This is a genomic window from Phytoactinopolyspora endophytica, assembly GCF_004138495.1.
Classification (GTDB): domain Bacteria; phylum Actinomycetota; class Actinomycetes; order Jiangellales; family Jiangellaceae; genus Phytoactinopolyspora; species Phytoactinopolyspora endophytica.
The window spans coordinates 197,712-201,746 of the sequence record NZ_ML142850.1 but is presented as its reverse complement, the minus strand read 5'-3'; the positions used below and the strand labels follow the sequence as shown (position 1 = coordinate 201,746).

Genomic DNA, 4,035 nt, shown 5'->3' with positions numbered 1-4,035 from the left:
TGGTGTTCGACGGAACGAGCGTGCTCGCGGGTTCGGCGTATGCGGTCGTCGTCGCTACCGGGCCGGCGACGGAAGCCGGCCGCGCGGCAGGCGCCGCAAGGGGTGCTCCACGGCCCGGCGGTGTGCAGGCCAGACTGCACGAGGTCACCAGGAAGGCGCTCCCGGCGACGGCGATCGGCGGTGCGGCGGTGACCGGGATCGGGCTGCTGCGGGGCATGCCCGTGCGAGAGGCGGTCGCGGCCGGGGTCTCGGTGGCGGTAGCGGCGGTTCCCGAGGGTCTGCCGCTGGTGGCGACGGTCGCCCAGACAGGCGGGGCTCGTCGGCTGTCTCGGCAGGGGACGCTGGTGCGGGCGTCGCGGGCGCTGGAGGCGCTCGGCAGGGTCGACGTCGTGTGCTTCGACAAGACCGGCACACTCACCGAAGGAAAGCTGCGCGTCACCCGGCTGGCTTCCGCCGAGACGGACCTCGATTCCGACGACCCGGCTGCTCGGTCGCTGCTCGCGGCAGCCGGCCATGCCTGCCCGGACGTACGGCCCGAGCAGGTCAAGGCGGTGCCGCATGCCACCGATCGAGCGGTGCTGGAGAGCGCCGAGTCCGCGGGCGACGTGCACCGTGACGGCTGGAAACCGGTGACCGAGCTTCCGTTCGAGACGCAGCGGGGGTACTCGGCGACGCTCGGGCACATCGACGACGACGGTGCGGTGCTGGCGGTGAAGGGTGCGCCGGAGGTGGTGCTGCCGCTGTGCCGGGACGCGCCGTCGCCTCAGATGGTCGACGAGCTTGCGGCGGACGGCCTGCGGGTGCTGGCGGTGGCCGAGCGCCGGCACGGGCTCCCAGAAGAGACGGATGACATCGAGCCGCTGGTGGAGGAGTTGACGCTGCTCGGCTTCATCGGGATCGCGGACGCGCCGAGACCCGATGCGGCGGCGACGGTGCGCGACCTGGGCGGTGCGGGCGTGCGCGTCGTCATGGTCACCGGGGACCATCCGGAGACCGCGCGTGCGACGGCGGCCAAGACCGGGATCGCCAACGGCGACGTGCTCACCGGCGCCGAGATCGAGCAGATGACCGAGCGGGAACGCATCCGCCGGGTCGCCGGATGCACGGTCTTCGCCAGGGTCACGCCGGAGCAGAAGACGCAAATCGTGGCGGCGATGCAGAAGGCCGGCCGGGTGGTGGCGATGATCGGGGACGGTATCAACGACGCGGCGGCGATCCGGCTCGCCGACGTCGGGATCGGGGTCCGGGCGCGGCGGTCGACGTCTGCCCAGTCGGCTGCCGACCTGGTCTTGAGCGGTGCCGACATGCGCCAGGTGCACCAGGCCCTGCTCGAAGGACGCGCGCTGTGGCGGCGGGTGCGCGACGCCGTGTCGATCCTGGTGGGCGGGAACGCGGGCGAGGTGGCGTTCATGGTGCTCGGTACCGCCCTGGCCGGCCGGGCACCGATCAACACGCGGCAGATGCTGCTGGTCAACATGCTCACCGACATGTTCCCGGCGTTGGCCGTCGCCCTCGCCGGCGGTCACGACGAAGAGGACGACGGCGAGCCGGTGGGTTCGCTGCTCGGGCCCTCCCTGAAGTCGGCGGTGGCGGTGCGCGGGGGAGCCACGGCGCTCGGTGCCACGCTGGCGTGGTCGGTGGGCCGGTGGACCGGGCGGCGGCAGCGCGCCGGCACTATGGGCCTAGCGGCGCTGGTCCTCACGCAGCTGGGGCAGACCTTGCTCATCGGGCGGCACAGCCGGCTGGTGGTCGGCACGTCGGTGGCGTCGTTCGCCGCGCTGTTCGTGGCCGTGCAGACGCCTGGCCTGAGCCAGTTCCTCGGCGGCACGCCGCTGGGACCGGTGGCATGGACGATCGTGTTGGGCGCCGCCGTCGTCGGGACGATCGCCGCGGCCGGGGCGACGTCCCGCACAAGCCGAAGCGAATGATCGCGGATCCGGCGAAGCTCTTCGCGGTAATCAGGTACGCCAGTGCTGGGCATTTCAGTGCGCGGTGTTGGATGACTTTCTCGGCGGCATGTCGGTCGAGCGTTGTCGATTTCGTGCGGGCCGTTCGACGTAGATATATAAGGTGAGCCCGCCGCGAACCAGGAGGAGACCAACATGGCGCAGTACGCGATTCTGATCTACGACAAGATACCCACGGATGATGCCGAGCCCCGCCCGGAGGATCGGGCGGCACACGATCGGCATGCGAAAGAGATCGAGAAGCGCAACGCGATGGTCGCGGCGTTCGCCCTCGAGCCCAGCACGACCGCGACGTCCATCCGCGGTGACATGGTCACGGACGGACCGTTCATCGACGCCAAAGAGGTCATCGCCGGCTTCTGCGTCATCGAGGCGGCGGACCTCGACTCCGCACTTGAGATCGCCCGCGGCAACCCTGCCTTGCAGCACGGTGGTGGGGTCGAGGTCCGCCCGGTGGAGAGTTGGGGAGTGGCCCGGTCGGCTGTGGAATGAGCGAGCCGGTCGCATACGTTCGACGAGCCCTGGCCGATGCGCATAGCCGCGACTGGGCCTTGGTGCTCGCGGCGACAGCGCGGGTCACGCACGATCTGGACATTGCCGAGGAGTGCGTCCAGGAGGCGTACGCCAGCGCACTGGTCAGCTGGGCGCGCGATGGGATTCCGAAGAACCCGGCCGCCTGGCTGACCACGATTGCCAAGCGGCGTGCGGTGGACACTGCCCGGCGTGAGCGGACGCTGCGCGCGAAGCTGCCGCTGCTGGTCGAGCCGGACGAGGTGGCTGACGAGGTTGACATCGACGAACCGATGCCCGAGCCCGGAGAGGACATCGCAGTACCTGATGAGCGGTTGCGTCTGATCTTCATGTGCTGTCATCCGGCGCTGGCACAGGAAGCCCAGCAGGCGCTCACGCTCCGATTGGTGTGTGGGATCTCGACTGTCGACGTCGCCCGTATGTTCCTCGTCTCCGAGAGCACGATGGCCGCACGGTTGAACCGAGCGAAGAAGAAGATCTCCGCCGCGCGCATCCCGTTCCGAGTACCGACCGCCGCCGAGCTCCCGGATCGCCTGAAAGCGGTGCTCGGCGTGATCCATCTGGTCTTCACCACCGGCCATACCGCGCCAACGGGCCCGTCGCTTGCGCGCAACGATCTCGTTGACCGGGCGTTGCAGCTGGCCCGGTTGTTGCGCTCGCTGATGCCGGACGAGCCAGAGGTGCTCGGCCTTCTCGCCCTTCTTCTCGTGACCGACGCACGCCGCGCGACTCGGGTCGACGCCGACGGGCGCCTCCTGCGTCTAGAGGACCAGGACCGGTCGCGTTGGGATCACGACGCGATCGCCGAAGCAGATGATCTGCTGACGTCGAGCAGCCGGACATACCGAGGACGCTATGAGTTGCAGGCCAGGATCGCTTGGCTCTATGCCGCGGCGCCCACCTATGCGCAGACGGACTGGAGTCAGGTCCTGAACCTGTACGACGAGCTATTGTCTACCTGGCCATCACCGGTCGTAGCGCTGAACCGGACCGTGGCGCTGTCGATGGTGTCGGGCCCTGAAGCGGCGTTGCGTGTCGTCGAGCAGTTGGAGCAGGAGAAGCAGCTCTCCCGCTATCACTATCTGCCGGCGATCAAGGCGGATCTGCTGCAACGGTTAGGACGCGCCGAAGCCGCCGCCTCCTCCTATCGGCAGGCCCTGGACCTCGCCGAGAACGATGTTGAGCGAGATTTTCTCTCTGAGCGTTTGGGGCGCTTGTCGCCCGGGGCATAGAACAGAGAAATCGGACCGCAAGGCAATCCATTTCCGTTCAGCGTTCGTATCAACGTAGACCGATCCGTACGCACGTGGAAGGGAAGCGTCATGAAGAAGCTCGTCTCGACAGTGTTCGTCTCGGCTGCGCTACTGCTTGGCTCCGCCGGAGTTGCCTCTGCTCACCAGGCCGGTCCCTGCAACGACTCGGACGGCGACGGAGAGTTCAGTGGCCGGGAGTACGCCGAGCACCACATCGTTCAAGGTGCCCACGATGGCATCATCGGCCAGCAGCACAAGCCGGGTTCGCATCAGGGCTTCAGCGC

4 protein-coding genes are annotated in these 4,035 nt (G+C 68.6%); all 4 read left to right on the top strand.

Features of this window, described 5'->3' with window-relative positions:
• A partial coding sequence (locus ELR45_RS04260; RefSeq protein ID WP_165367467.1) for an HAD-IC family P-type ATPase occupies positions 1 to 1,928 on the top strand: 1,928 nt, incomplete at its 5' end.
• A gap of 174 nt (positions 1,929 to 2,102) precedes the next feature.
• Entirely contained in the window at positions 2,103 to 2,459 is a 357-nt protein-coding gene (locus ELR45_RS04255; RefSeq protein WP_129663721.1) for a YciI family protein, read from the top strand.
• The gene (locus ELR45_RS04250; protein WP_129663719.1) at positions 2,456 to 3,730 is read left to right on the top strand and encodes an RNA polymerase sigma factor; all 1,275 of its coding nucleotides are present in this window, start codon (positions 2,456 to 2,458) and stop codon (positions 3,728 to 3,730) included. The genes ELR45_RS04255 and ELR45_RS04250 overlap by 4 nt, the downstream gene beginning before the upstream one ends.
• 90 nt (positions 3,731 to 3,820) lie before the next feature.
• A partial coding sequence (locus ELR45_RS36865) for a hypothetical protein (protein WP_205855916.1) occupies positions 3,821 to 4,035 on the top strand: 215 nt, incomplete at its 3' end.

Coding starts and splice junctions, on each gene's coding strand:
- ELR45_RS04250 (WP_129663719.1), top strand. CDS start 2,456: ATGAGCGAGCCGGTCGCATACGTTCGACGAGCCCTGGCCGATGCGCAT.
- ELR45_RS04255 (WP_129663721.1), top strand. CDS start 2,103: ATGGCGCAGTACGCGATTCTGATCTACGACAAGATACCCACGGATGAT.